Here is a 26,059-nt window from a genome sequence, read left to right on the forward strand (position 1 = left end):
TAGTTAAAAAGGAAAATAGTTCTTCTTTAGAAACTTTTTGAGCGGGATCGCTTACGAAGTTTCTTTTTTTCTGGTAGAGTAATCCATTGTGTGTGAATATATGAAGGAGAGTGTGAAAACAAATGGATTCAGTACAAAGTAGCCAAACAAAAGTGGCCGGGTACCTGTGGCTCATCCCATGCTTGCCATGATGGGGATGCTCATTGGGGGCTTTGTCGGGATGTTTTCTGAAACATCTTTGAATATTGCTTTGCCTCAGCTAATGGTTCAATTGAACGTGACCACTGCAACGGTACAATGGTTGGTGACGGGTTATATGTTAATGGTTGGCGTGGTTTTGCCATTATCCAGTATTATTACGAAGTGGTTTACGACGCGACAGGTTATCCTGTTTGCATTGGTAGATTTTGCCGTTGGTGCCGTGATTTCGGCCTCTGCACCAGGATTCGGAGTGTTACTCTTCGGTCGAATGATCCAAGGGATCGCCACCGGATTGATTCTGCCATTGATGTTCACGGTTGCCATGCAAATCTTTCCACCCTACAAGCTAGGGGCTGCCATGGGAATGGTGGGCCTGGTCATTATGTTTGCCCCCGCGGTGGGACCAACATTGGCGGGTCTGGTTCTCGGAATCGCTTCTTGGCGGTGGATCTTCTGGTTATTCGTGCCATTTTTGGTGATCGCCTTTATTTTTGCGGTGACATCACTAGAAAATATCGCACCGGTGACGCGGCCTAAAGTCGACTTTCTTTCAATCGTGTTATCTACGATTGGGTTTGGTAGCCTGGTCGTGGGTGTCAGCCTGGCCAGTGACCACGGTTGGGGGTCATTAGCCGTTATCGGGAGTCTGCTCGTCGGGATTGTTGTCCTCGCCTGGTACACGCATCGGCAATTAAATATGGAAAAGCCGATTCTAAACTTACGGGCTTTTGCTATTCCTGGTTTCCGAATTGGGGCCAGTCTGGTTATGATTAATTTCGGAATTATTCTCTCCGCAATGTACCTGTTACCTATGTACATTCAAAAAGGGGCATTGGTCCCCGTGGCTCTGACTGGGATTATCATGTTTCCTGGTGGGGTCATGAACGCCATTGTCTCCGTCGTCTCTGGTCGGTTGTATGACCGAATCGGAGCACGGATGCCGGCTCGGTTAGGCTTTATCATTTCAATGATTGGGGCGCTCTTATTGGCCTTCACCACGACCAACAGTGCCATCTGGTACATCATTTTGGCCCATGTCATCTTGATGATTGGGGCACCCCTGGCGATGTCACCGTCGCAAACCCATGGGCTCAACGCCTTAACGGGACCGATTGCGGCCGATGGTAGTGCGATTATGAATACCCTGCAACAGATCGTCGGTGCCATTGCCACAGCGATCGCCACGAGTCTGTTAGGTATCGGGCAAGCTGCTTATAGTGGCGGGAGTCATGCGGCAGCTTTCGTAAACGGGGCTCACTATGGTTTTTACTTTACCTTCGTATTAGCGGTGGTCGGTTTCCTCTTAGCCCTCCGTTTACCTAAGCAGGCGCGATAAATTAAATTTAATTGTTGGGGACCTCGGCTGATTAGCTGGGGGCCTTTTGCTTTTTTCGGAAAGGGATTAGGCGAGTGATCCGATCACAGAACGGGTGATCTGACCTGAATCTTGCGATCGGTTGTGCTATAATCGAAAATACTTTGTTAATGAACGACTTGTATTCCATTGAATGACAGTTAGGAGGATCAAAGAACGTCATGCATTTGAGTAAACATGAGCGTCGAGATTATCTAGTAGGGTTTGCTTTCGTGTTGGCAATGGTTGGCGTGGCGACCTGGTTAAATGACGCCGAAATCATTCTCCCCGAGATTGCTGCACTGACTACGGGAACGTGGATTTACCGTAAGAGCGATTGGGTTAGCCAACCCTTGAAAATATTCTTGGCGCCATCGGGGACGGCTGTGATTGGGTTTATTGTGAATCAGTTGCCGATTAACTATCCCGAGAAGATCCTGTTAACCTTACTGTTTGTGCTGATTCTACTGAAAAGCTTACGGTCGGTTTTGGCCCCCTCATTTGCGACAGGGCTGTTGCCGATCATCGTTAATGCCACGCATCTGTCCTTTATCGTGGCGATCTTTGCCTTCACGCTGGTCTTAATGGCGGGGGTCTTACTCGCTGGCTTACAGAAAGGCCAGGCCACGCCGGAACCCATCCGACTGAAACACATGGTGCTATTTGCCATTGCTGCGGTGATTTGGGTCGCGGCTGTATGGCTGTCTGGGCATCCCCAGATGGCTGGTATTCCACCAGTCTTCGTGGTCTTCTTCGAAGTGATTCAGAAGCCCAAGTACGCGGGGAAAATGGCTGTCAAGCAGATTATTGCGCTCAGTGGGGCTGCGACGATTGGGGTCGTGGTGCATGTGCTGATTGCCTCAGGGTTACTGACGACATTGATTAGCCTCCCCCTGGTCTTCTTGCTTCTGCAACTCTTGCGGGTCAAGTTGCCAGCGGCCTATGCTTTTCCGTTACTAGCTTTGGTTTTACCGGCCGGCATGTTCCGTACGCTGCCACTTGCAGCGTTGTTGGCTTCTTGCCTGTTGCTGGGGATGGCCTATGGTTACAAGCGCCTAGCACCAGTCGTGAGTGGTTTCTTCGTGAATCGGCGTCAGGTGACACCTGATCAAGAAAATTGAGATTAACCTAAAGGCGACCGTTCACCAGGAGAACTATCCTGGCGAACGGTCGCCTTTTTAGAATTTATAAACTTCCTAAAGCAAATACCAAGGGGATCGTCACAAGACTGCAGATAGTCGAGACGCTCATTAACGTTACGGCTGGCGTCGTATCACCATGGGCTTGAAGGGTGAACAACACCACGTTACCAGCGACCGGACAAGCCGCCATAAGAATTGTGGTGTAGAACGGAATTCCCGTGACACCCAATAGTCGTAACAGCAGAATATCGATGATTGGAAATAGCAGGTTACGGCAGGCCAGGGCCCACAATAATCGGTAGTTCAAAGCCTGTCGATTCAGCCGAACCACCGCCAAACTGTTACCGATGACGATCATGGAGAGTGGGGTGTTAATTGAGCTGATCGCCGTGACGGTTTGATTTAACAGGCTAGGCAAATGGAATGGGCTCACGAAGAGCAATAGGCCCAGGGCAATTGCAATGATGTTCGGATTCAACAGGATCATGCGCCAATTACGATCACCGGAGTGGGCTCGAAAGAGAGCAATACCGTGTGTCCAACAGAAGAGATTGAAGCCAGCTAATGAGGCCACTGCAAAGAAGACGCCATTATTTCCAAAAAGGGCACTGGCTAGGGGAATCCCCATGAAGCCAGCGTTAGAATAGACGGCACCGAACCGCATGATACGTTGGAGATTGAGATCTTGGACTGACCGAAAGGCGATTTGAGTGATGAGCACCATCGCCAGGTAAGTGAGGATGATTCCGAGCATGACGAGGCCAAGGCTCCGCAGCCGGGGTGCCGAAAAGTGTTGCTCGAAGGCTTTGATAATCAGACAAGGTGATACCACATAGAGTAAGATATTGGTGAGGTCACTGGCTGTTTGACCACGCATGAACCCCAACTTGTTGATCAGCAGACCCACGGCCATTAAGAGAAACATGAGGATAATTTGATTGGTTAATTGTGCGATAGCCACGACGCGGCTTCCTTTCTAAATGAGCATACCGTTTATTATGGTCGTGACGTGGGGAGCCTGTCAACGGCAAAGATGGCCGCGATTAACTGTGTCCATGGTTTGCGGGTATGACGACCTAAGTCTTTGTTTACTAGAGATGGCATTGGCCAAAACCTGTTTACGAAAAGTTTTCATCAAGTATAGACTCATGGCACACGAAAACAGCCGTTGGGGTTATCCCCAACGGCTGTTTGGCATTAATTCTTTACTTGTCTGACTCATCATCGTCCGACTCATCCGGATTAACAACTGGTAGTTGCGGCTTAACCGTGACTTCGAACCAGTTAATGAAGGAGTTTTCGTAGTCCAAGACCTTCAGATCGAAGTTCTGGAGGTGAACGACGTCGTTCACTTTGACATCTGGGTAATTGTCGATGATATAACCGGCCATCGTCACAATTTCCGTTGTCTCAAAGCCCTTGATATCGGTGTTGAAGTATCGTTCAAAGTCGTAAGTGGTCATCTTTCCGTTAACCTGGAAGGTGCCATTTGGTTGTTTGAAGATGTACTGGTCATTGGCATCGTCGATTTCATCACGAACGGTTCCAAACAACTCTTCGTAGATATCCTTGTCGGTAATAATGCCGGAGGTTCCCCCGTATTCATCGACAACGACCACGATTGGCGTCCGTTTCTTAATCATCTGCTGGAGAACTTCTGTAATTGGTGTTGTTTCCGGCGTCGTGGAAATGTCTCGGATCAGCTTATCGACTCTGACCTTAGGATCCACCTGTTGTTGGCGAATCAGATCATAGTTATAGACGTAACCCAGGATCTTATCCTTATCACCATCTGCAACGACGGGTAAGCGGCTAAAACGTTCTTGAAGATAAACGTTAAGGGCACTCTTAACCGTCGACGTAATGTCAATCACGATTAATTGCGTCCGGTCGATCATGATATCCTTGGCAACCTTATCATTGAGTTCAAAGGCCCGTTGCATGTAAACCAGGTCATTCTTTTCGAGTTCCCCACCTTCCACGGCACTCCGTGAAAGGTTCAAAATTTCAGCTTGAGAGAAGACTTCGTCACTTTCATTGGCAACCTTCAAGCCCATCAGTTTGACTACGCCAGACGCACTGGAATTTAGCAACCAAACGAAGGGGTAGAAGATCACGTGACAGTAGTGTAAGGGCGTGACGACGAGCATCAGAACCCGCATTGGCATATCAATGGAAATGTTCTTTGGCACAATTTCGGTAAAGACCACTTCTAGGTAGGTTAACAGGAGTACCCCGATGATCACACTGATCGTGTGCGCCGTGGCGCTGTTAATGTGGGCCGGGGCAATCCCGGCGAGGAGAATGTCCACGAAGAACGTTTCCCCGATCCACCCTAAGATGATTCCGGCTAGGGAAACCCCAACCTGAGTTGTTGATAAATATTCATTTAAATTGGTGACCATTTTCAAAGCCCGATTAAGCTTCGTCGACGGTTTGTCTTGTGCCTCGATCTTTTCTTCGAGGGCACTAGGCCGCGTCTGAACTAAGGCAAACTCGCAGGCAACAAAGAAAGCTGCAAAGAGAAAAGTAATTAAAATAATAATTAAGTTCACAACTATCTGACCGCTATCCACACATCATTCCTCATTTCGTTATTTCTATCCCCTTATTATAGCGCGTCTCCGTGCCTTTTTATAGTAGGTGAATTGACCAAAATTGTACCTGTTTTTCACGCGCCTGGCAACCGAACAGCGTAAGAACACGTGATTACCATTTAGCAATGAGATACTTAACGTTTCCGGGAAAAAGGATTAGACTAAAAATAGTAACATCAAAGGAGATTTTGATTATGGCAGATACACCAAAGGAAGACACGGAAAAAGAAGCTGTTCAAATTCCAACGGAAGACGTGGATAAGGCAGCTAAATTGTTGTTGGAACCGGGGTATGTGACGAAGCACGATCTACCAAAGATGAAAGATTTATCTTGGGCAACCGCACTTTCAGAAGCCGTTACAGCGCATTTCTTGAACGATGACGACGAGCATGACCCATACGTCTACTTCGAACAATTCGATTTTGCTGGTGGGGACATCGATTCCATTATCTTTAATATGGACATTATTCCAACTCGTGAAGCTGCATTGAAGGATTTGGCGAATGTTTTAGGCGAAAAGATTGTTAAGCCTAAGCCAGTTGAAGATCAAGAAACTTACTAAAATTGTTAGTGAATTTAGAGGCACTCGGACTTGTTCCGGGTGCCTCTTTTTATGTTGCTGGGTAATTTGTTAGAATTAATCGCTTGTGGTGGTAATGCTTCAGTTCTGTGGGCTTTTAAAGTCGCTTATCGTGTCTAGGATTACATACGCGCAGACAAAAATTTTCCACGAAGGTTCGGTGTGAAGCGTCAAGCACCACGTTGTTAGCCGCTTTTTCGTGAAATTGATGCCGATAGACCACCATTTTCCGTGTTCATTTCTTAAACCTGCGAAAAATTTTAGCGAAGTGTCGCTAGTGTGAGTGAAGAATTCGAGATCGCGTTTGGGTTGTGAAGTTAGCGCGATCAAGTTGGCGTAAAGTGGTGTGATTCGGCCTTTTGACGGGGAAATCCTTGTGATATAATCATTTTGAGCACGCTATTGGGTGCTATACATAGTTTTTGAGACCAATTAACTGCTGAGGTAGCATCATTTTCAGTGGTGAAATTTTGATAAGATGACCGATCATCTGGCCTATATATTAGGAGGAATGAACATGGATAATGGAAACAAGCCTAAGTTTGGGGTCGATAGTACACCAGCCGAACAAGAGCAGCAACCGACTGAAGTTCAGCCAGAGGCTAGTGAAGCCCCTAAGTTCGGAACGCAGGCATCAGCTCCAGAAGAACAGCCGAAGGCCAAGTCGGCCCCTAAATTTGGGACTCAGGCCGCGGAGTCGCCGACCGAAACTCAATCGAATTTTATTCAACGGATTTACGCCTTACAACCCACGAAGTTTTGGGTTAAGCAGTATATTTTCTCGATTATTGCGTGTGTCTTCATCTGGGATTCGTCACTCAATGTGCCGTTAGAGCCACTGTGGCTATTGCTGAACCTGGTGCTGTACCCGGTTGCGACGACGATTATGCTTGAAGCCGATAATGCGATTGAAAACTTCCCAAGCAGCTTGCGGAACGTCACCTTCTTTCTCCTAGGGGACTTTAAGCGTCTCGGTTGGGGGGGCATTATGGCACCCGTTGTGTGGTTAAGCCAAGTGGTGCTCTTCTTCGTCCGTTGGGGCCTGGGATTTATTCTGGGAACTATTGGGTTAATTTACATGAACAGTCAAGCGAAGAAGATGCACATTTAAGTTGGTCGCGTAAGGAGATGGCGAGTTGAAGAAAGCAATTTCAGTTGGAAAAGGCTTTGGGAAAAAGGCCTTTGATGAAGGCATTAAGGCGTCTCACGTCGGGGATGTTGTGGTTATCGACCCGGGAACTTACGTCTTTCCAAACGGGTTTAACGTGGGTAATTTACGCTTACGTGGGAACGGTCAACAACCCGGAGATGTGGTGATTAACTCTCACTTCTCTCTGAAGGAAAATGGCTATTTTGAAGTTGAAAATCTGACAATCCAGGAATCAGAACATAATATTATTTCTAATAAGAGGAATGGGACGGTCATTTTGAATCGCACCATCCTCGACAGTCGGACGGAAGAAACTTACCCTGCTCTGTGGACTGAGGGTGGCAATGTTACGCTGACCAACTCGGAGATTCGCCAAGCTAATGGGGAAGGCCTCTACTGTTTAAACGGGGCGAATATTCTCCTCAGTAAGTCTGTTATCAATGGCGTTTGGGCCAAGGATGGTTCAGTTGTTGATGTGCAGACCACACAGATTCTGCGGGACTTAGGTGGCGTCGACAATTCCCAGTATAAGGGGAGTGACGTTTACTTTAGTGGCCCCGCTGGCGAGGATAACATGATTACCTTGCGTTCGGGATCACAGTTCGTGGTGGATGCTTTGAATTTTGATTGTCCGCAAACGACGGCCTCATTGACGCATGCACTTTTGAAAGCGGGTAGTAGTAACCTGAGTGATCAGATTCGGCTCACAGTCTCGATGGATGAACAGTCCTCAGCCGAAGTGGAAGGCGCGGAGGTTCGTCTGGTGGGAGTCAGCAGCACCCCTACAGAACCAGAACCGAAACCGGAAAAGAAGCCAGCACCAGTGGCTGAAACCCAGGAACCAGAGGAAAAGGTTGCGGAAATCGAAGCTGAACCAGAAGAATCAGCGCTAGATGAACTTAACGCGATGATCGGGTTAGACAAAGTTAAAGAAGCGGTGACCCAGTTCATTCGGCTCGCGGTCTTCAATCAGAAGCGTAAGGAACAGGGGCTTAAGGGCGTGGCACAGTCTTACCACTCTCTGTATTTAGGAAATCCTGGGACTGGGAAGACCACGGTGGCGCGGCTAGTCGGTAAGATTATGTTTGAAGAAGGCATTTTGCCTAAGGATAACTACGTTGAGGTTTCTCGCCAAGATCTGGTCTCCCAAAACGTTGGGGGCACGGCCATTCAGACTAAAAAAATTCTGGAAAAAGCGCTTGGTGGGGTGCTTTTTATCGATGAAGCCTACACGCTGTATCAGGATGGCGGCTCGGTGAACTGGGGCCAAGAAGCGGTCGATACTATTCTGAAGTTTATGGAAGATCACCGTGACGACCTGATGATCATTTTTGCCGGGTACACCAAGGAAATGAAGGACTTCATGCACATGAATCCGGGCTTAATTTCGCGGGCACCGAACATCTTTGATTTCCAGGATTACACTGGAACGGAAGTGGTTGAGATCGGGATGAAACTGCTGGATGACCAGCAGTTTACCTTTAATCGCGATCTTTACGCCACGACCATCGAAGATGCCTACAAGATGAATATTGAAAATAGTAACGGACGCTGGGTCCGGAACTTTAACGAAAAATTGGTCCGGATCGTCGCCAATAACTGTATCGAGGATCCAGACCGTGATGTGACGGCTATCTTAGATAGCGATCTGAACGAGATTGTCGGTGGCGACGAACAAGAAAAGGAAGCCAAGGTTCAGGCACTTTTGACGCAGATCGATCAGTTGGTTGGATTGGATGAGGTCAAAGATTTCGTTCACAAGCTGGTGGACCGAGTCGCTGGTGACCGGAAGTTAAAGGGCGCCTTGCCGGAAGACCAGAAGCCCACTTACCACATGGTCTTTGCTGGGAATCCCGGGACGGGTAAGACGACCGTTGCGCGGATCCTTGCACAACTCTTCTATAATCTTGGCATTCTAGAAAAGAAGACGGTCATGGAAGTTGGACGGCCTGACCTGGTTGGCCAGTACATCGGTCAGACGGAGCAGAAGACCGCGAACGCCGTACGAGACGCCATGGGTGGTGTGCTCTTCGTCGATGAGGCCTATCAGTTAACAGCGAGTGGTAACGGGAGCAATGACTTTGGGAAACAAGCCGTCGAAGCGTTGATCACGCAACTGGAAAACAACCGTGATAAGTTCATCGCTATCTTCGCTGGGTATACCGACCAGATGGATGAATTCTTGGGGGCTAACCCCGGATTGCGGTCACGGATTCCGCTGACTCTGAATTTCGCCGACTACACGCCGGATGAGATTGGGGAGATTGTTTGTCGGACGTTGCGCAAAAAGTGGCACGTCAATGAATCACTCTTACGGCACCTGGTGGCGAACAAGTATGCCAGTTTACCAGCCGAAGAAAAGTCTAACGGTCGTTGGGCTCGGAACTTTACAGATAAACTCATTCAAAATGATAAAAATTGGTTAGTCGCTAACCTGGAAACTGTGGAAGATGTCACGGCCATTCCAGACGATGTCGTGATCGAAACGGCACGTTAATTTAGTGAGTCGAAAAGGTAAGCAATTCGTGATGAATTGCTTACCTTTTTTGACCTTTAGATAAAATAATTGAAAATGGCAGGGAAATGATCTAGGATATGAACCCTAATAGTTCAGTATTTTCAGTTGTTAAGCACTATAAATTAGCACTCTAACGACATGAGTGCTAATTATTTGCATTTTTGACCAATACTGACTATTATAGAAAATGTAATCAAGTAAAGCAGAAAGGGGTTAATTGATTATGGCTAATGATGTAATGAACCGGAATTATGATTTCTTTGATCCAATGAACTTCTTCAATGAAGTGGGCAACTTAGGTCACGATATGTTTAGTGGTGATGCGGCTATGAAGACCGATGTGGTCGAACACGACAAGGACTATGTGGTTACCGCTGAATTGCCAGGCTTCAAGAAGGATGACATTCACATTGACTATCGTGATGAAACCTTGCGGATTTCCGGTAAGTCAGACGTCAATGAATCCACTAAGGATGACGACGGCCGGATCTTACGGCAAGAACGCCACAGTCAGAACGTGGCACGTTCCTTCTATCTGCCAAACATCGATTTGAAGCAGGTCAAGGCTGGCTTTAAGGACGGTGTCTTGACACTGACCTTGCCTAAGCAAGCGGAAGTTAATAATAATCACGAGATTAGTATTGATTAACAGAGAGTAGTCTTTAGTTTCGTGATTTCAGAAATGTGCGTGTGTTTCTTTTAAAAACCTTCAGGAAACAAAGGAATAAGGCGTCGGATCTCTATCATCAAGATAAGAGATCCGACGCCTTATTTTCATTTAGTAGTGTTGATGGCTTAGTGTCTGACTAATATTGTTTCCCGGTTTCGTAAACGATTTCGGGTTCATTCCCGTTTCGCTGATTCTTGTTCAGCAGGTCGATCATCGTCATTTCATCCTCGCTGAGGGTGAAGTCAAAAACTTCGGCATTCTGGCGAATTCGTTCGGCGTGCTGAGACTTTGGAATTGGCAAGATATTATGCTGAAGTTCCCAGCGCAGAATGGTCTGGGCAACCGATTTGTTATGGTGACCGGCAATCTTAGCGATCATCGGATCAGCCAAGTCTACGCGACGACCCAAGGGGCTCCAAGCCTCAGTAATGATATGATTGGCAGTATCAAAGTCATTTAACGCTTGCTGGTTCAAGTAGGGATGATATTCAACCTGATTGATGACGGGCATTTCCTGAGCCTTGGTTGCCAGCAACTCCAGGTGAGCCACAGTATAATTGGATACGCCAATTGACTTCACCTGGCCGTTTGCTTTTAGTTGTTCGAGAGCACGCCAGGTGTCAAAGAAGTGGTCACGGACGGGCCAGTGAATCAGCAGGAGATCCAAGTAATCGGTTTGAAGCCGCTTTAAAGAACCAGTGACGGCCTGCAGCGTTTTGTCGTAGCCCTGGGCCACTTCGGCGACTTTACTGGTCAAAAAGAGTTCCTGACGGGGAATCTGTAGATGTTGTAGGGTGGTTCCGAGGATATCTTCGTTGCGGTAGAGCATCGCTGTATCAAAAAGTCGGTAGCCAGCATCCCAAGCGGCTTTAATCGTGGTGTCCATGGTATCCTGGTCGCTCAATAAGTAGGTCCCGAATCCCAGACCGGGAATGGTGTTGCCATCCGCGAGCAAACGGGTTGAAGCAAGATTTTTAATGGTCATGATTATCGTCTCCTTGGTTAATTTAGCGTGGTCGCTTGAATTGGTCGTACAGGTTGATTGAAGCCTCAATCAACATCCCGAAGGTCATTAGCCACATGGCCAACATATCCTTGTGGGCTAACATACAACCAAGAAGAACAATATAGAGGATAAACAGAATAACTGATGAAGACTTGTGATTCATGATGATTCCTCCTTTATGTAGTGAAGCGTGATAATTCGGACCAGTGAAAACGTCACTGATCATAATGCTGTAGACCCACACTGACGAATTTGTCAGGTTAAGAGGCCAATCCTGTGGCGAAAAGAGTTCGTCCAAGCCATAAGCGCTAGTCCCCATTTTCCGCAGCCTATACTTCCATTTAACCACTCTGACGAGGTCCTGTGAACTATTACTGAATTTTTAAAGTTCCTGAAAATGTCGAGTGATTACAGGATTGAAAGCGGATTATCGCGTACAATGGTGGTTAAAGAACCTGTAAAGGGAGGAATTGACGATGCCAGAACGTGAGTTACCCTTACTGGATCGGGGTCTAGATGACACGGCGGTCCGTCAGCGGATTGCGACCGGCCAACAGAACGATCCGTTACCCCCGCTGACCAGAAGCGTTAAACAGATATTTCGTGATAACCTACTAACGCTATTCAACCTGATCAACCTTCTTCTCGGAGGCCTGGTGCTACTGACGGGAAGCTATAAAAATCTTCTATTCATTGGTGTTGTGGTCTTCAATACGGGGATCGGAATCTTCCAAGAAATCAGATCGAAGCGCCAGGTAGATAAGTTGGCATTGCTCTCTGAAAGCAAGATTAAGGTGCGACGTAACGGCCGAGTGACGGCACGTTCACAGGATGACTTGGTTGTCGACGATCTGATGATTTTAGGTCGTGGGGACCAGTTGCCCGTAGATGGTCGCGTCAGAGAAACGACTGGAATCGAAGTTGATGAGTCTCAGATTACCGGAGAGTCGACGCCCATTATGAAGGGGACCGGGGATGAACTGATTTCCGGGAGTGTCATTCTGGGGGGCAGTGCTATCGTCCAGGCTACCACGGTTGGTCATGGGAGCTTTGTTAAAAAACTAGCCAATTCCGCTAAAGAAAAAAAACGGGGAGCCAGTGAGCTTCTCACGGTTATCAATCGGATTATCAAAGTGTTGACGGTTACCATTATCCCATTGGGAGCCGTGCTTTTCGTCTCCTCTCTCTTACGGGGACAGGCTCAGAACCGAGCCATTCTAGGAACGGTGGCTGCTGTAGTGGGGATGATCCCTGAGGGCCTTGTCCTGTTGACGTCCGTGGCTTTGGCGGCCGGTGCCTTTACTTTGGGCCGACGTAATGTGTTGGTGCGGGAATTACCGGCAATCGAGGCCTTGGCGCGAGTTGATGTGTTGTGTCTGGACAAGACTGGGACGATTACCAACGGTCAATTGCAATTTGACCGCATCGAACCTGTGGGGAACCAGTCGGCCAAAAACTTGCAAACGACGCTGGCTCAGATGGTTGCAGCGACGGGTGATGACAACGAGACTGCCCAAGCGATAAAAAATGCCCTAGGGACGCCAAGTGTGACGCCAACCGAGGTCTTACCGTTCTCATCCGGGAGAAAGTGGAGTGGTGCGCGGTTATCTAGTGGCCAGGCTTATGTATTAGGTGCGCCAGAGTTCATCTTTGCCACGATCCCTACTGAAATCAAGCGTCGGATCACGGATCTAGCGGCTGTAGGTTACCGTGTGCTTGTGTTGGCCAAAGTTGATCAGCTGACGACGCCGCAACCTACCGTACCACAGGCGCTGGGTTTGCTGTGTATTACGGATGAATTGCGGCCACGGGCTAAGGATACCTTTGATTATTTTGCAACCCAGGAAGTGGCCCTCAAGGTTATTTCTGGGGACAATCCTGTGACCGTGGCTAGCATTGCCAAGCGCGCTGGGATTGCTGGTGCTGATCAGTTGATCGACATGAGTCAGGTGGGGGCCACGCCCGATTACGCGAAATTAGTTGAAGACTACACGGTCTTTGGTCGTGTGACGCCGAGTCAAAAACAGCGCCTGATTCAGGCCTATCAGACAGCAGGGCACACCGTAGCCATGACCGGAGATGGGGTCAACGACTTGTTGGCTTTACGCCAGGCGGACTGTAGCATTGCCATGGCTTCTGGGAGTGAAGCCACTAAGAGTCTCGCGGATTTCGTGTTGGTGGACTCTAATTTTGATGCGATGATCAATGTCCTCAATGAAGGACGTCGAGTCATTAACAATATCGAGCGGGTGGCGTCACTTTACTTAATCAAAACCATGTACTCAGTAGTACTGACGTTGATTTTTATCTTCATGAGTCGAAGCTATCCATTTGAACCCATTCAGTTAACACCGATTTCTTCACTGATGGTGGGAATTCCCACCTTCTTCTTGGCCCTGCAGCCCAACTATGCCCGCATTCAGGGGCGGTTTATGCAACAGGTTATGGAAATTGCGGCCCCGGCTGCAGTCTGCGTGGTGGGATACATTTTGGTCATTCTTGCCTTGGGCACACAATTTCACCTCGACTTCGCGACAACCTCAACGCTGAGTGTCTTGATGACTGGATTGATCAGCCTCAACGCCTTACTCCGAGTGGCCCGGCCCCTCAACCGGTTCAAGATTGCTTTGGTAGCGTTGATGGCGGGATTATTCGCCGTTGTTTTCCTCTTCTTTGGATCGCTTTTCTCCTTGGTTAACCTGCTGAACTGGCGATTAGCCTTGATTTATATCCCGCTGATGATCAGTGTCCAACCGATCTTCCTAGTCGTTCAGGAGATCTTGGGGAAACGCATCTTGAGCCGCATACGTTGGCGCTAGCTGAAAACTGAACAATTAATGCTTATCTAGTCATTAAAACTAGGTAATATGTTATACTTGTCAGTAAGAACCGGAAGGGTAGGAAAGAGACATGGCTGACTTCAATCAATACACGCGGTGGGAACACCAGATGCATGGTGTTAAATTGCCACGGTGGGACGATCTCCCTAAGTTTGATCTTTACATGGACCAGGTAACAGCGCTAATTAACGATATTCTCGGACCTTTGGGCATTGATACGATCACGCCAGCAATGATTAACAACTACGTGAAGCACCACGTGATCTTGGCGCCAGTCAAGAAGAAGTATCAGACCATGCAGCTCACGGATATTCTGATGATCAGTCTCTTAAAGCCGATGTTTCAGACGGATACGGTTCGTTCCGGGATCGATCAGATTACAGCGGGGGATTATCCGAAGCAGGCTTATGACAACTTCATTAGTCAGCTGGAAGACCGTTTGCACCACTTGGGTGAAGAACAGGTTCAGCCGGCCGCGAAGGACTTAAATGAAAAGCTGATGCAGGTGGCTATCGATGCCGTCGTTTCCCGGCTTCAGTCCGAGAAACTCCTGCACCTTATCAAAAGACCAATTCGTAAAATTGAAAAGAAATAAGTGATCACACAAAGCCACCGTAACTTTCCCCATTGGGAATTGTTACGGTGGCTTCCTTTTGTTATTGGGTTTGTGATTCTAAGGATAAGTCGTTCATGAAGGTTAACAGCAGGTTGGCGTAACTCGGGTGATCTGTATTGTCCTTAATTTCTTGTTGAATGGTACTGAGGTTATTGGTAATGACACCGTTGACGCCGAGGAACATCATCTGATCAGTCTGGGTAACGGTGTCGATATCCCAGGCGTAGACGCGTTTGTGGTTTTTCTCTGCCTGATCGATGAAGGTATCGTTCAGGGTTGTGGACTCCATCGTATAAGCATTGGCTTTGGTGTGTGGGAAGGTGAGGTTGTACGGCATGATGTAGCTGACGAAGAGTTTGGGATAAGCCGTCTTCAAGGTGTTCATAATCCCGTAACTTAGCGTGTGAACCTCATCATGATTGGCCATGATACGTTGCCCGAACTGGCGGTAGAATAGTGCGGGCAGATCCTTGGAATCTCGGCGACTTGTCTTGATCTCAATCAGGAGTTTTTGTTTGTGCTTAATAGCTGAATTGAGGTAGGCGTCAAAGCTGGGAATCTTGGCCTGATAGCCATTTTCGGTCACGGTTACTGCGGTGAGTTGTTTCAATGTCATCTTAGAAACAGTGCGGTTTAAGCCCGCTAAGGCCTTGAGATTGCCGTCATGCATGACCACAAACTGATGGTCTTTGGTTTCGCGGACATCCATTTCAACGAAATCTGGATGTTTCCGGCTCGTCTTGACCATAGCAGGGATGGTGTTTTGAACCCCGTTATTGTGGTCCACGCCCCGGTGGGCAATCGTCAGGGGACGACTCATGGCAAAGCCGTTGAGGTAAACCAGGTTGAAGATGACGAGTAATCCAGAAATGAGGATGACGCCACCCGTAATGAAAAGACGAGTCCGAAGTTTCGTCTTGGCGGGCTCGTGGAACCGCAAGAGGGTCGTGGGGGTCAGGCGCTGATCCGTATGACTGCTGAGAATAACCATCATGAAGATGACGGTCGTGTAGCAGACGATAAATTCAGTGATAATCTCCATGATGAGCAGGTTAATCGTGGCTACGGCTAGCCCGAAGTGCGTGCGATCGGCTACTAATTGTGCGAGATAGATGGCAGCATAAATGATCCATACGGTGGCGGTAACTAGCGCCAGGGTAATCAGAATGCGGCTAAGGTAGGTCCAGAAGTGGCCGCGGGTGCGCTGCCAGCTCAAGCGAATGGCCTGGTGGCTGTGTTGTTGATCGAGAATCATTAGGGGCAACACACTGATCAGGCGTATTCCCAGGTAGGCAGCTCCAACGTAGAAAAGGCCCAGGGCTATGGCCATGAGTGGTTTTTCCATCAGATAGCTGACAATGAATGCTGGAATCTTGGCCTTACTGAGGAGGGGCGTAGAGAAGAGTTCACTGCCAAAGGGAATAATGACGATGAAGTAACCAATAAAGAAAAGAAAGGTGCTGGGTGAGGCGCCGGCAATGCTTCGGACAGTATCGCCCAAGACTGCTAGGGAGCTCTGCGGTCGGCCGTGGCGAATATTGGTCACGCCGAGTAATAGATAGGCAAATTGCCAGTAAATTAGCGTGATAATCGTCAATAAAATCAGAGCCAAGCCAATGAGGGCTAGTGGATGGGTAATGACGAGTGACCCAATATTGGTATAAGAAATATAGGGCACGTGTTGCCAACGCATGAGTTCGGCGGTTAACCAAGTAAAGGCTGGAACTGCGAGATAACTAACAACAATGTTTGTCATGAAGACCAGGGTAACGTAGCTTCCCCAATGGTTGAAAAAGTGGCGGGTGGCTTCCTGCCAAAAGGCCCAAGGTCGCATGGGATCAATCCTTCTCCCCTAAAATTGTTTTGATACCTTTACTTTAGCATAGAGTCTCTTGAAATATTTGAAGAATTATGGCGGTAGATAAAATATCTTGGGAAAATGAAGCCAGTTCGAGCCGATTGAAAAGAAGCAAAACAGCATGTGAAAATGTAACAGTCTGAAAGTGATAACATTCACACAAATAAAATTGTGCTGATGAGTGAATTTATGTGTATGCGCTTACATGCGCTTATGCGGTTAATCTTGATAAATCAACGTTTGATAAGTTCAAAAACTTTTTTGTGATCTTTTTAACATATCGCCTTGCGAAATTCCTAAAACGTGCTAAGATGTAACTCGTGAATAACTTAACAAGACTGTTTTCAAAAACGGAGGCATAAGCATGTTAAAGAACGTGAAAGAAAATCCAAAATTAAAGGTAACTGAAAAAACTGAAACCGTTGACCAGATGATTGACCGATTGACGGCTAAAGCCCACGACGCGCTGTGCGCCATGGACGATTTTACGCAAGACAAGGTCGACCATATCGTGCACCAGATGGCGATTGCCGGTCTTGACCAAAATATGACGTTGGCCAAGGCGGCTTTCGAAGAAACTGGCCGTGGCGTAATGGAAGATAAAGCAATTAAGAACATGTTTGCCACCGAGGAAATTTGGCATTCTATCAAGCATGACAAAACTGTCGGCATCATCAAGGATGACCGCGAGCGTCAACTGATTACCGTCGCTGAACCCTTAGGGATTTTAGCAGGGGTGACCCCTGTGACGAACCCGACCTCAACGACTCTCTTCAAGTCACTGATTGCCGTGAAGACTCGGAATCCAATCATCTTTGCCTTTCACCCACAGGCACAGAAGTCTTCTGTAATGGCGGCTAAGGTTGTCCGCGACGCTGCGATCGCTGCCGGTGCGCCAGAAGGCGTGATTCAGTGGATTGACAAGCCTAGCTTGGATGCCACGACGGCATTGATGAATCACCCAATGGTTGCTAGTGTCTTGGCAACCGGTGGTCCTGGCATGGTTAAGGCCGCTTACTCAACTGGAAAGCCAGCCTTAGGAGTTGGCCCTGGTAATGGTCCAGCCTATATTGAAAAGACGGCGAAGATCAAGCGTGCCGTCTACGACATCGTCCTTTCGAAGACATTTGATAATGGGATGGTCTGTGCTTCTGAAAACAGTGCCGTCATTGACCAAGAAATCTATGCGACAGTTAAGCAAGAAATGCAAGATCGCGGCGTCTTCTTCATTAAGAAGGCCGACGAAAAAGCCTTGGCTGATGCTATGTTCCGACCAGAGGGTGGCGTCAAGGGCCCAATCGCCGGGATGGCTGCCGTTAAGATCGCAGAATTAGCTGGGATTGAAGTTCCCGCTAATACCAAAGTACTAGCTGCTGAATTGAAGGGTGTTGGGCCTAAGTTCCCACTCTCTCAAGAGAAGTTGTCGCCAGTGATCTCTGTTTATAAGGCGAAGGACAAGGCAGATGCCTTCCAAATCTGTGACGACCTCCTCCACTTCGGTGGGTTGGGCCATACGGCCGGCATTCACACGACTAACGATGATCTTGCCACGGAATTCGGGATCAAGATGAAGGCCAGCCGGGTCCTCGTCAACACGCCTTCCGCAATTGGTGGGATTGGGAACCTCTACAATGAGATGATTCCGTCATTAACATTGGGAACCGGTTCATGGGGAAAGAACTCCGTGTCCCATAACGTCTCCTCATTCGATCTGTTGAACATCAAAACTATTGCAAAGCGGCGAAATAATATGCAGTGGATTAAATTACCTCGCGTTTACTTTGAAAAGACGTCCGTTCGTTACCTCGACGACATGCCTGGCATCAAGCGGGTCTTCCTGGTTACCAGCCCATCAATGGTTGAACTGGGGTACATCGATACCGTCTTAAACGAATTGAAGCGTCAGCCAAATGGGATCGAATACTCTCTGTTTTCTGACGTGGAGCCCGACCCAACGACCTATACGGTTGAACGTGGGGTTGCACAGATGCGGACCTTCAAGCCAGATACGATCATCGCCTTAGGTGGGGGGTCACCAATCGATGCAGCTAAGAACATGTGGTTATTCTACGAAGACCCTAACGCTAGTTTCTTCGGGGCTAAGCAGAAGTTCTTGGACATTCGGAAGCGAACCTACAAGTTCCACAAGCCACACAAGGCACAATTTGTGGCCATTCCAACGACATCTGGGACAGGTTCAGAAGTGACACCATTCTCTGTTATTACCGATTCCAAGACGCACGTGAAATATCCATTAGCAGACTATGCTTTGACACCTGATGTGGCGATTGTGGACTCACAATTTATCCAAACGGTGCCCCAAAAGACGGTGGCTTACTCCGGATTAGACGTGTTAACCCACGCCATCGAATCCTACGTTTCTGCTATGGCTTCTGATTACACGCGACCATGGTCTCTGCAAGCTATCAAGTTAGTTATGGACAATCTGACGGCTTCCTACAATGGGGATGTCACGGCCAAGGAGGAGATGCACAACGCCTCAACGTTGGCCGGGATGGCCTTTGCCAACGCTTTCCTCGGGGTTGACCACTCGATTGCCCACAAATTAGGTGGGGAGTTCGGCTTACCTCATGGGTTGGCTATTGCCATCACCTTGCCACACGTTATTCGCTATAACTTCCAGGAGCCAACGAAGCTGGCCATGTGGCCTAAGTATGAAACCTTCAGAGCCGATGAAGATTACGCTCAGATTGCCCGCTACCTTGGGTTAACTGGAACGACCAAGGAAGAGTTGAAGGAAGCACTTGTGGCCAAGGTTATTGACTTGGCGCACTCCGTTGACGTTACCTTGAGCTTGAAGGCTAACGGTGTGGATAAGGCACACTTTGACCGGACTGTGGACAAGCTAGCTGAATTGGCCTTCCAGGACCAGTGTACGACGGCCAATCCTCGGGAACCACTCGTGTCTGAGCTGAAGCAAATTATGATTGACGAATACGACGGGAAAAACGTCGAAGAATAAGTGATACCAGGCGGTACTCCAGCGAGGGTACCGCCTTTTTACTGGTCGAGAATTGGATTCCAAGGGTTCTCTCTGGTTGTGGTAATGATGGAGATAGTGGTCGATATGATGAGATGGTTAACGACAATCGTCACGAGATGTCGACTAGGCAGCCGGTTTTAAGTCATACTTGTCAAAAAAATGATCCGTTTTCTACTATAGTTATAACAGCTAGAAGTTAACATCTTGATGAATGGATGGGTCTCTGTTCGGTATTTGTTAATGGGCGGGTATTTGGGGAGAAGGGGGCTTAAAAACAAGCAAATTTATATCACAACATAGGTCATCCCCCCTAATTTTGACAAACATGGGGGGGATCGCGCATGAAATTCGGATGATTTTGGTTGAAAATGGCTGGAAATCGTCATAATTTCATCAAATTATCATGAAAAATGACGATTTTTTTCTTTTTTTAGGTGCAAAAGACACGGGAAAAAGGCGGTCTTTTTGGCTAAAATGGGTAAAAACGGGGCGTTTAAAGCGGTTTATATGACAGATGTGTAACAAATATTACGGATTGTCATACTGTAATATTTTTCTTAATGCTGGTGTAACCTAACGCCAATCTCGCTGACATAACCATCAGTTATTCTAATAGCCGTTAAGCAAACAAAGGAGGACATTCATTTATTATGAATATCAAAAAAGCTTTAGTTACGACTCTTGGAACGGTTGCTGTTGTCGGTGCCGGATTCTTCGCCACTAGTGACACGGCAAATGCCGATGTTAAGGTTACGGTCAAGCAGGGGGATTCTGTTTGGTCATTAGCTAACAAGTATGACTCATCTGTACATGCTATCGAAAAGGCAAACAGCCTAGCTAACAGCAGCTTGATCTTTGTTGGTCAAAAGTTAAACGTGCCAAGTAGCACGCAAACGACTTCGACGAGCTCAGCTAACGTTGCTAGTCAAAGTTACAACACGGCTAGCCAAACGCAAAACACGACTTCTACGCAACAACAAGCTACGACTAGCAGCAATACAACTGCTTCTACTGGTGTATCTGGTTCAGAATCTAGTGCCAAAGCATGGATTGCCGGTAAAGAATCTGGCGGTTCTTACTCAGCACGTAACGGCCAATATATTGGGAAGTACCAATTGAGTGCTTCTTACCTTAACGGTGACTACTCAGCTGCCAACCAAGAAAAGGTTGCGAACAGCTACGTTGCTTCCCGTTATGGGTCATGGTCTGCTGCGCAATCATTCTGGCAAGCAAACGGCTGGTACTAAAACTCAGCCAATTTAATGTTTAAATTCAAGTCAGCACAGTGGATGCAGGTCCACTGTGCTTTTTTGGTGCGCTGAAGAATTAGAGTCGCATCAGCATGATTTTTTGAAAGCCATTGGGTAGCCACGGAACGTTGCGTGGCTTTTATGAATAACTTGCCTCTATCAGTGAACGTGTTTACTGACTTGGAGAAGAGCCGTTCGTAAAGAAGTCGGGTAAGTGTTAGTTCTTTTCGGCAGAATTGACTTAACTACGACGACTTTTACCTATAGTTAGGAAGGATTACGCTGCAGAATGGTTAAAAACTGCCACTTTATTTGCGAAAGATCGCGGTATACGGCGGAAATTAACACCGAGGAATTCGTTGAACCCCCGCCTTTACCCAAGAATTCGTTACACCGTGGCAACATAAGCCTTGAAAAGCTAGCCTATGTTGCGGCGTGATTAACCATGTTACGGTTTGTCACGCAAGGCGATTTTTCTTAACCAGCGTGTAACGCAGCAACAACCACCGTGTAACGTCCACAGGTTATGATAGGTCTCGTTAAGTAATTGAGACACAGAACGCTTCACTAATCAAAGGAGGACATTCATTTTATGAATATCAAAAAAGTTTTAGTTTCTACATTAGGTACTGCCGCAGTATTAGGTGCCGGGTTCTTTGCCAGCACCACTTCCGCTAACGCCGACGTCCGGGTGTCGGTTAAGTCCGGAGACACGGTTTCTAAGATTGCAAACCAATACAATTCCAGTGTGTCATCAATCGAAAAGGCTAACGGTTTAAAGAATGTTAACTTAATCTACGTGGGTGAATCTCTGGTTGTGCCATCAGCTGCCGCAACCAGCACGACTACGACTAATAGCCAAGTTTCAACGCCTAGCCAAGCCACAACGTCTAACAATACGACGACTAATACAAATAACGCTGCTAATTACAGTTCAACGAATACTTACAGTGGAACTAACAATTACAGCAAAACTAACAACTACAGCAGTCAATCTGCTACAACTGGGACGACCAGCTCTGCTTCAACGACGTCAACTTCAGGCAACGGATCATCTGCCAAGGCCTGGATTGCCAATAAGGAATCCGGTGGGTCATACTCAGCTCGTAACGGCCAATACATTGGGAAGTACCAATTGAGCGCTTCTTACTTGAATGGGGATTACTCTGCTGCCAACCAAGAAAAGGTTGCGAACAACTATGTGACCTCACGTTACGGTTCATGGTCTGCTGCTAAGTCATTCTGGCAAGCAAACGGCTGGTACTAAGATTAACCGGCTAAACTAAAAATTATCACGATGGTGGTTCTTCCTTTGGGGAGAATCACCATTTTTTTGATGGTTGTCCTTGTTGTGGCAGACCCTAATACCTTTAAAAGATTTAGAATTGGCGATTACCACTTGCAATAAAATGACGTCATAGACAGCACTTACGCTGGTTATGACGTCATTTTTAATCAGGCTTTAGCGAGGGGGTCTTGTTTCATGAGCAAGTGAAATTTTAGAATAACTAATAGATTGAATCCCACGATCATACTTAAGAGAATCCCCCAAGCTGTATTGGTGTCGGTATTCGTGGAGATAGCCGATCGTAAGAGATCAATCAGATAGGTCATAGGTAACCATGGATTAAGCCGCTGAGCGAAGGTACTGACCAATGGTGTCGGATATAGGCCGCCAGAACTGGCGAGTTGGAGAACTAAGACGATCGAGATGAGCCAGGTACCGAAACCACCGAGTAGTAGTCGGAGACAGAAGATGAGGGAAAGAAATAGGACTGATCCCAGAAGAATGGCCCAGAAGAGGGCGGATTCTGAACGGACGGTTAGTCCATTAGCTTGTCGTAGGGTGAAGAAGAGTAGACCGCTTTGAATGAGGGCAACCGCCCCGACGACGCTGGCTTTACTGCCCCACCAAGTGAGGGCTAAGCGGGGTTTGCGATAAAATATTGCCCCGTCATACATGGTCCCTAGGGCAATCCCGCCGACATAAAGGCCAATTGCAATGGCGAACGGCGCCATACCGGTGCCATTATTAGGAACCTTGGCAATATCGTGACTTTGGACCGCCACCGGTTGTGCGAGAGCAGTCGCTGTTGTGGTGGTATCGGCAATCGTTGTGAGTTGTTGATGGCCCTTAGTGAGGCCTTGCCCCAGCGTAGTGGCTCCTTGCTGGAGACGCTGAATACCTTGCTGTGAAGCAGTTAGACCCGTGGTTAGCGTATGGTTATGAACCGGTGCTGTGGCGGTCAGAAGTTTTTGCGTTCCCAGACCGAGTTGTTGGCTTCCAGAGGCAAGTTCCGTCGATCCTTTAGCTGCGGTAGCCATGCCAGTAGCCGCGCCGTGAACCGCAGCTAAGAGGGCCTGAACGTTCAATTTCGTGACTTCTCGGCTGACCCTGGTTGTAATGCTCGTGGCCATCCCACTAGTAATTTTGGAAACGATGAAGTTTTGGCCGGAGTTTTGGGTATAGTGAAGCTGCATTTGCTGTGGATGGGCCGTGAGTAAGGTGGTTGCGTCCTGAGAGAAGTCACGAGGAACCGTGACGATGAGGTAAACTTTTCCGGCCTTCAACCGTCGTTTCGCCGTGGCTTCTGAGAGGTGGTGAAAGTCGAGACCATCAGATCGACTGAGAGTGTGGGTGAGTTGTCGGCCAATTGCAATTGTTTTGCCATGGATGGTTGCGGGTTGGTCGTGATTCACGATGGCCACGGGAATATTATCGGTATGACCATATGTGTTCCACATGGACGATAGATAAAGATAACAGTAGATTGCCGGGATTAAGGCAATCATGAGTAGAACTAGAATCAGAGGTTTGTGTTGCCATAAGGCATGCCATTCACTTTTTAACATGAAAATCCCACCTTTCGAGGAGATGTTGTGTTGCTCTAAAACATCTCGAGCGTAAGGCCATCAGGCAAGTGTTGCAATCGACAATCTGGGGGAAAGTGTCGGAAAGAAGGACAGTAATTATAGAGCGGTCGCGCATAAAAGACCGGCTGATTAACTGAAAAGGCCAACGACAGTTTTACCAAGAGTGTTCATTGACGCTGTCTAAGAAAAGTTATCTAATAGTTTTAGAATCGCGTCATTCAGTGGAGGTGATGAAGTTATGGAAACGGATATGCGAATTTTGACAACAGAGGTCAAGTTACAGCGCGCTTTCGTTAAACTGTTGGCGGACAAGGGATTTGATCGTCTCACAGTTCGAGATTTGGCTCGTGAGGCTGCGATTAATCGCGGCACTTTTTATCAACATTACCTGGATAAATTCGATTTACTAACTAGCTATGAAAATGAATTGGTGGAAGCGGTGCGGAAAATTTTTGCCCAATATCCCAAGCCAACGGGGGACATGGCACTGGACCAACGAGATGCTTTTTGGCAATTGTTCCAATATCTCTACCGCCAACACGTGCTTAGCAAAGCTTTGTTACAATGCCCAGCGTCAAAAATAGGACCGCATCTCAAGGAACTTATCGTGTCCATTGTGGCAGTTTCAGTTGACGCACAAGCTTTAATTCCACACGACTTTGCCCAAGAAATTGTTGCGCAGGGCATTCTTGACTTTATTCGTTATTGGCTGACACGAGATGTGGTCTTGCCGCCACAGCACGCCTATACGATCTTTAAGGCAACGCGGATATTGTCGCCACAACAATTGGTGGGTGAAAATGACGAATTTTTCAAATAATTCTTGAAAGCGGATACAAAGTTGATTACACTAGTAATTAACTGAGAAAAAGCGTAGGAGGAAATTATGGGAAAAACATTGGCAATTAACGCGGGAAGTTCAACGCTGAAGTGGAAACTCTTTGAAATGCCAGAGGAGACGGTCATTGCATCTGGGTTGGTTGATCGCTTAAATCTACCTGGCTCGATCTTCAAGGTCAAGTTGGCTAATGGCGAAAAATTTACGGATACCCAGGACAATATCACCAATCAAGAGGCGGCGGCTATGGTGTTGACGCACTTGAAGACCTACGGAATTTTGGATCATTTGAGTGACATCACCGGTGTCGGTCATCGAATCGTGGCCGGGGGTGAAATCTTCAAGGACTCCGCCCTGATTACCCCGAAAGTTTTGGACCAGATCAAGTCCTTAAAGGACTATGCGCCGCTTCATAACCCGGTTCAGGCCTATTACATTGAAGTTTTCCAGCAGTTATTGCCAGATGCCCAACAGGTCGCGGTCTTCGACACCTCTCTGTATACTGAGATGCCAGCCGTGAACTACATGTATAGCTTGCCTTACGAATACTACGAAAAGTTTGGGGCCCGTAAATATGGCGCCCACGGAACCAGTCACCGTTACGTCGCTCACCGAACAGCAGAAATTCTAGGTAAACCGCTGGAAGACCTGAAAATGATCACGCTTCATTTGGGTTCAGGATCCTCGGTCACAGCATTTGACCACGGTCAGGCGCTCGATACCTCGATGGGCTTCACACCCCTCGCAGGGGTCATGATGGGGACGCGTTCGGGAGACATTGATGCTTCTCTGGTTGCCTTTCTGGCAGAGAAACTTCAGATTGATATGCCAGCCATGGTTGATATCTTAAACCATAAGTCGGGTCTATTAGGGGTATCCGAATTGTCTCCTGATCAACGTGACTTGGAAGATACCCAAGACGAACGACCAAAGTCTAAGCTGGCGTTGGATATGTTCGTCAACCGAGTGGTTCGCTACGTGGGAAGTTATGTGGCCGAACTCGGTGGCTTAGATGCCATTGTCTTCACGGCTGGTTCCGGTGAGAATGGTATTGCCATGCGCCAGGCCATTGCTGATCAACTTGGTGTCTTCGGGGTTGCAATCGATCCCGCTAAGAATGACTTCCGGGGAGAAGAACATGTCGTGAGTCCTGACGATGCGGCGGTTAAAGTTCTGGTCGTTCCAACCAACGAAGAACTCATGATTGTCCGCGACGTGGACCGTTTATCCCACTAGATCTTGTCATTAAAAGGTCGTCAGACGGCTTGGATTTAGTCTTATTGTCCCTTGGCCCCCGGTTCAGGTAGTGAGTTACGACGGGGATGATTCTGGTTGGAATTATCAGGATCAGCTACTGGTCTCGCAAAGTTAATAGTCAAAAAGCCCTCAACCGTGCTGGTCAGCACGGTTGAGGGCTTTACGCTTATGATGATTTTTAAATAATCTCAGTTGCGATGCAGATTTGGTGGACAAGCTTTATTATCAAATTGGTCGTCGCCAATTTGATATCGTGGTGAGCTGTCGGACGAAAGTTAGCGGGTTTTGACTGTGTAGATAGCG

General features: G+C 47.6%; 19 protein-coding genes. 13 read left to right on the forward strand and 6 right to left on the reverse strand.

The features are described 5' to 3' along the window. Positions 1–178: 178 nt before the first annotated feature. Together EKM71_RS02205 and EKM71_RS02210 are read left to right on the forward strand one after the other, a co-directional pair. Complete coding sequence (locus tag EKM71_RS02205; RefSeq protein ID WP_125573240.1) at positions 179–1,537, forward strand: DHA2 family efflux MFS transporter permease subunit; 1,359 nt, start codon at positions 179–181, stop codon at positions 1,535–1,537. Positions 1,538–1,737: 200 nt separating this feature from the next. Then, positions 1,738–2,676 (forward strand): hypothetical protein, encoded by a 939-nt coding sequence (locus EKM71_RS02210; RefSeq protein ID WP_125573047.1) that lies wholly within the window; start codon positions 1,738–1,740, stop codon positions 2,674–2,676. A gap of 64 nt (positions 2,677–2,740) precedes the next feature. Here EKM71_RS02210 and EKM71_RS02215 read toward each other — a convergent pair whose 3' ends face one another. Both EKM71_RS02215 and EKM71_RS02220 read right to left on the reverse strand, forming a co-directional pair. Then, positions 2,741–3,658 (reverse strand): AEC family transporter, encoded by a 918-nt coding sequence (locus EKM71_RS02215; protein WP_125573048.1) that lies wholly within the window; start codon positions 3,656–3,658, stop codon positions 2,741–2,743. A 244-nt stretch (positions 3,659–3,902) separates the two neighbouring features. Beyond that, positions 3,903–5,273, reverse strand: a complete 1,371-nt coding sequence (locus tag EKM71_RS02220; RefSeq protein WP_125573049.1) for a hemolysin family protein — start codon at positions 5,271–5,273, stop codon at positions 3,903–3,905. 215 nt (positions 5,274–5,488) lie between these two features. Between EKM71_RS02220 and EKM71_RS02225 the strand changes: the two genes are divergently transcribed. The 4 genes from EKM71_RS02225 to EKM71_RS02240 all read left to right on the forward strand — a co-directional run bounded on the left by EKM71_RS02225 (position 5,489) and on the right by EKM71_RS02240 (position 10,192). Next, positions 5,489–5,857 carry a hypothetical protein gene (locus EKM71_RS02225; protein WP_125573050.1) on the forward strand — a complete coding sequence of 123 codons (369 nt, stop codon included), beginning with the start codon at positions 5,489–5,491 and terminating at the stop codon, positions 5,855–5,857. Between the two features lie 535 nt (positions 5,858–6,392). Then, the gene (locus tag EKM71_RS02230; protein WP_125573051.1) at positions 6,393–6,986 is read left to right on the forward strand and encodes a hypothetical protein; all 594 of its coding nucleotides are present in this window, start codon (positions 6,393–6,395) and stop codon (positions 6,984–6,986) included. Positions 6,987–7,011: 25 nt separating this feature from the next. Further along, positions 7,012–9,522: an AAA family ATPase gene (locus EKM71_RS02235; protein WP_125573052.1), complete on the forward strand. Its 2,511-nt coding sequence runs from the start codon at positions 7,012–7,014 to the stop codon at positions 9,520–9,522. Positions 9,523–9,766: 244 nt separating this feature from the next. Next, positions 9,767–10,192 carry an Hsp20/alpha crystallin family protein gene (locus EKM71_RS02240; protein ID WP_125573053.1) on the forward strand — a complete coding sequence of 142 codons (426 nt, stop codon included), beginning with the start codon at positions 9,767–9,769 and terminating at the stop codon, positions 10,190–10,192. Between the two features lie 157 nt (positions 10,193–10,349). Here the strand turns inward: EKM71_RS02240 and EKM71_RS02245 are convergent, their stop codons facing one another. Together EKM71_RS02245 and EKM71_RS11025 are read right to left on the reverse strand one after the other, a co-directional pair. Continuing rightward, on the reverse strand, positions 10,350–11,198 hold the full coding sequence (locus tag EKM71_RS02245; protein WP_125573054.1) for an aldo/keto reductase: 849 nt from the start codon (positions 11,196–11,198) through the stop codon (positions 10,350–10,352). 22 nt (positions 11,199–11,220) lie between these two features. Then, a complete protein-coding gene (locus EKM71_RS11025; protein ID WP_164504699.1) occupies positions 11,221–11,382 on the reverse strand; it encodes a hypothetical protein in 162 nt (53 codons plus the stop codon). Between the two features lie 313 nt (positions 11,383–11,695). Between EKM71_RS11025 and EKM71_RS02250 the strand changes: the two genes are divergently transcribed. Both EKM71_RS02250 and EKM71_RS02255 read left to right on the forward strand, forming a co-directional pair. Continuing rightward, entirely contained in the window at positions 11,696–14,038 is a 2,343-nt protein-coding gene (locus EKM71_RS02250) for a cation-translocating P-type ATPase (protein ID WP_125573055.1), read from the forward strand. A 91-nt stretch (positions 14,039–14,129) separates the two neighbouring features. Continuing rightward, entirely contained in the window at positions 14,130–14,654 is a 525-nt protein-coding gene (locus EKM71_RS02255; protein ID WP_057878967.1) for a DUF1836 domain-containing protein, read from the forward strand. 61 nt (positions 14,655–14,715) lie between these two features. Here the strand turns inward: EKM71_RS02255 and EKM71_RS02260 are convergent, their stop codons facing one another. Then, complete coding sequence (locus EKM71_RS02260; RefSeq protein ID WP_125573056.1) at positions 14,716–16,509, reverse strand: glycerophosphoryl diester phosphodiesterase membrane domain-containing protein; 1,794 nt, start codon at positions 16,507–16,509, stop codon at positions 14,716–14,718. A gap of 388 nt (positions 16,510–16,897) precedes the next feature. Between EKM71_RS02260 and adhE the strand changes: the two genes are divergently transcribed. From adhE to apf (EKM71_RS02275), 3 genes are all read left to right on the forward strand, one after another. Then, complete coding sequence (gene adhE / locus EKM71_RS02265; RefSeq protein ID WP_125573057.1) at positions 16,898–19,516, forward strand: bifunctional acetaldehyde-CoA/alcohol dehydrogenase; 2,619 nt, start codon at positions 16,898–16,900, stop codon at positions 19,514–19,516. Between the two features lie 671 nt (positions 19,517–20,187). Beyond that, positions 20,188–20,784: an aggregation-promoting factor gene (gene apf, locus EKM71_RS02270; RefSeq protein WP_125573058.1), complete on the forward strand. Its 597-nt coding sequence runs from the start codon at positions 20,188–20,190 to the stop codon at positions 20,782–20,784. A gap of 595 nt (positions 20,785–21,379) precedes the next feature. Continuing rightward, entirely contained in the window at positions 21,380–22,054 is a 675-nt protein-coding gene (apf, locus tag EKM71_RS02275; protein ID WP_125573059.1) for an aggregation-promoting factor, read from the forward strand. A 188-nt stretch (positions 22,055–22,242) separates the two neighbouring features. On the opposite strand, the gene EKM71_RS02280 is transcribed toward apf (EKM71_RS02275), so the two are convergent. Continuing rightward, positions 22,243–23,640, reverse strand: a complete 1,398-nt coding sequence (locus tag EKM71_RS02280) for a YhgE/Pip family protein (RefSeq protein ID WP_125573060.1) — start codon at positions 23,638–23,640, stop codon at positions 22,243–22,245. Between the two features lie 259 nt (positions 23,641–23,899). Here EKM71_RS02280 and EKM71_RS02285 point away from each other — a divergent pair, with 259 nt between their 5' ends. Both EKM71_RS02285 and EKM71_RS02290 read left to right on the forward strand, forming a co-directional pair. Then, complete coding sequence (locus EKM71_RS02285; protein ID WP_125573061.1) at positions 23,900–24,481, forward strand: TetR/AcrR family transcriptional regulator; 582 nt, start codon at positions 23,900–23,902, stop codon at positions 24,479–24,481. Between the two features lie 66 nt (positions 24,482–24,547). Continuing rightward, the gene (locus EKM71_RS02290; protein WP_125573062.1) at positions 24,548–25,735 is read left to right on the forward strand and encodes an acetate/propionate family kinase; all 1,188 of its coding nucleotides are present in this window, start codon (positions 24,548–24,550) and stop codon (positions 25,733–25,735) included. The last annotated feature ends 324 nt before the right edge of the window (positions 25,736–26,059 follow it).

Origin of the sequence: Levilactobacillus huananensis (genome assembly GCF_003946145.1) — a bacterium.
Lineage (GTDB): Bacteria > Bacillota > Bacilli > Lactobacillales > Lactobacillaceae > Levilactobacillus > Levilactobacillus huananensis.

Excerpts from the sequence above, each read along its gene's own strand:
- EKM71_RS02230 (WP_125573051.1), top strand. The coding sequence starts at position 6,393 with ATGGATAATGGAAACAAGCCTAAGTTTGGGGTCGATAGTACACCAGCC.
- EKM71_RS02255 (WP_057878967.1), top strand. The coding sequence starts at position 14,130 with ATGGCTGACTTCAATCAATACACGCGGTGGGAACACCAGATGCATGGT.
- EKM71_RS02280 (WP_125573060.1), bottom strand. The coding sequence starts at position 23,640 with ATGTTAAAAAGTGAATGGCATGCCTTATGGCAACACAAACCTCTGATT.
- EKM71_RS02240 (WP_125573053.1), top strand. The coding sequence starts at position 9,767 with ATGGCTAATGATGTAATGAACCGGAATTATGATTTCTTTGATCCAATG.
- EKM71_RS11025 (WP_164504699.1), bottom strand. The coding sequence starts at position 11,382 with ATGAATCACAAGTCTTCATCAGTTATTCTGTTTATCCTCTATATTGTT.
- EKM71_RS02225 (WP_125573050.1), top strand. The coding sequence starts at position 5,489 with ATGGCAGATACACCAAAGGAAGACACGGAAAAAGAAGCTGTTCAAATT.
- EKM71_RS02210 (WP_125573047.1), top strand. The coding sequence starts at position 1,738 with ATGCATTTGAGTAAACATGAGCGTCGAGATTATCTAGTAGGGTTTGCT.
- EKM71_RS02245 (WP_125573054.1), bottom strand. The coding sequence starts at position 11,198 with ATGACCATTAAAAATCTTGCTTCAACCCGTTTGCTCGCGGATGGCAAC.
- EKM71_RS02260 (WP_125573056.1), bottom strand. The coding sequence starts at position 16,509 with ATGCGACCTTGGGCCTTTTGGCAGGAAGCCACCCGCCACTTTTTCAAC.
- EKM71_RS02285 (WP_125573061.1), top strand. The coding sequence starts at position 23,900 with ATGGAAACGGATATGCGAATTTTGACAACAGAGGTCAAGTTACAGCGC.
- adhE (WP_125573057.1), top strand. The coding sequence starts at position 16,898 with ATGTTAAAGAACGTGAAAGAAAATCCAAAATTAAAGGTAACTGAAAAA.
- EKM71_RS02250 (WP_125573055.1), top strand. The coding sequence starts at position 11,696 with ATGCCAGAACGTGAGTTACCCTTACTGGATCGGGGTCTAGATGACACG.
- EKM71_RS02290 (WP_125573062.1), top strand. The coding sequence starts at position 24,548 with ATGGGAAAAACATTGGCAATTAACGCGGGAAGTTCAACGCTGAAGTGG.
- apf (WP_125573058.1), top strand. The coding sequence starts at position 20,188 with ATGAATATCAAAAAAGCTTTAGTTACGACTCTTGGAACGGTTGCTGTT.
- EKM71_RS02205 (WP_125573240.1), top strand. The coding sequence starts at position 179 with ATGCTTGCCATGATGGGGATGCTCATTGGGGGCTTTGTCGGGATGTTT.
- apf (WP_125573059.1), top strand. The coding sequence starts at position 21,380 with ATGAATATCAAAAAAGTTTTAGTTTCTACATTAGGTACTGCCGCAGTA.